This is a genomic window from Ruegeria sp. CK2 (assembly GCF_056536585.1).
In genome coordinates this window covers 1-1,399 of sequence record NZ_JBQFPW010000061.1, presented here as the reverse complement: position 1 = coordinate 1,399, position 1,399 = coordinate 1, and the positions used below count along the sequence as shown (strand labels likewise).

The window sequence follows — 1,399 nt, the reverse complement described above, 5'->3', positions numbered from 1 at the left end:
AGATGGGATATCGCACTGGTGACTATTTGGTTCCGAAGCGGCGTTATTCTGCGTTTTTTGGAACCGATTTCGAAATTCTGCTGCGCGGCCTAAAGGTAGATACTCTGATACTATGCGGAGGCCTGACCGATGTTTGTGTGCACTACACGTTCGTTGATGGCCATCAATCAGACTACTTCTGCCGCGTTGTGGAGGATTGCGTCGGCGGTTCATCCCTCCAAGCCCATGAAGCTGCGCTCAGAGCAATGGAGTATTTGCAAACGGGCGCTGTTCAAAACCGCGAAACGGTGATCAACGCGATCTCTTTGCTCTGATACGCAAACGGCTCCTTTAAGTCTGTTTCGCATTGCCTAAAACCCAAACCAGCAATTCGAAATATGTCGAATGCTGGCAGGATTGGGCTCTTTCTGAACCTTAGCCGCGTCGGTCACGAACGGCCGGTTCGGGAAAAACACCGTTGCGAGCGGCGCGGTGCGCGAACTGGTAAAATGCGGGACTTCGCAGCCCGTCGAACACACCAAGTCATCAGGGGTTTCGGGCCGGGTCTAAAGCCGACGGCTCATCCTCAAGGCTGAGTTTTGAAAACCTATTGAACGATAGAACGCGTGCGCTTCGTCGCGAGCAAGACCCGTCGTCAACTCAATAGTGTCGCAGTCAGACTTTCGCGCCAGCGAGATTGCCTCATTGACCAAAGTGTTCCCTATGCCCTGCCTTCGTTTCGAACTATCGACCACTAACGTTGTGATCCGAGCCAAAGGCTGAGGATAAAAGAGTAAAGGGGCAATATGAACTGCTACAGCACCCACGGGTACCAGGCCTTCCAGCGCAAGAAGAAGATGGTCTTGTTCGTGGCAGCCTATTAGGTTCCAACGACGTTCTATTTCCTGCGCCGAATGATCAAATCCCATATGGTTCATTAAACGTGCAATAGCAGGCGCATCTGTTTTCTCAGCATAACGAAAGCTAAGTGACGATGACATGTTGGCGCTCCAGCAATGGTCTCACTTCGGTCATTCTCTTCAACTTGCCTCAACTGGAAGTAAGTCGTCTTGCCCCATTTCAGTGGACAGTTTCAAAAGATCCGGCTGACCTCTCTTCAAAGTCAGCCGGGTTTACGTTGCCAATATACCCATGGCGACGTTTTCGCACTGACTTTGACGCGCTCTCATCTATTGATGGCACCGAATGCAACCGTCACCGCAGCTGTCAGAGCCAGCAGACCCAATGCACCAACGGGCAGCGCCCAAAGCCCAGTAATGATACCGAGCGCGCTTGCCAGTGCTGACCCCACCGCAATGCCGAGGTAATTTGCAGACGAGTTGAGTGCGAGGATAAAGCCGTGGTGCTCCTCTGCCACCAAACGCACAAGACGGCTTTGTTGAGGCGTTGCGAACAGGGT

At 52.5% G+C, this 1,399-nt stretch carries 3 protein-coding genes; 1 reads left to right on the top strand and 2 read right to left on the bottom strand.

Translation table 11 applies throughout. The annotated features are described in order from the left end of the window. The coding region (locus ACR0BU_RS24680) for a cysteine hydrolase family protein (RefSeq protein ID WP_480739574.1) at positions 1 to 314 on the top strand (314 nt) is incomplete at its 5' end. A 231-nt stretch (positions 315 to 545) separates the two neighbouring features. Here ACR0BU_RS24680 and ACR0BU_RS24675 read toward each other — a convergent pair. Together ACR0BU_RS24675 and ACR0BU_RS24670 are read right to left on the bottom strand one after the other, a co-directional pair. Further along, positions 546 to 980, bottom strand: a complete 435-nt coding sequence (locus ACR0BU_RS24675; protein ID WP_480739573.1) for a GNAT family N-acetyltransferase — start codon at positions 978 to 980, stop codon at positions 546 to 548. Positions 981 to 1,165: 185 nt separating this feature from the next. Further along, the coding region (locus ACR0BU_RS24670) for a hypothetical protein (protein ID WP_480739571.1) at positions 1,166 to 1,399 on the bottom strand (234 nt) is incomplete at its 5' end.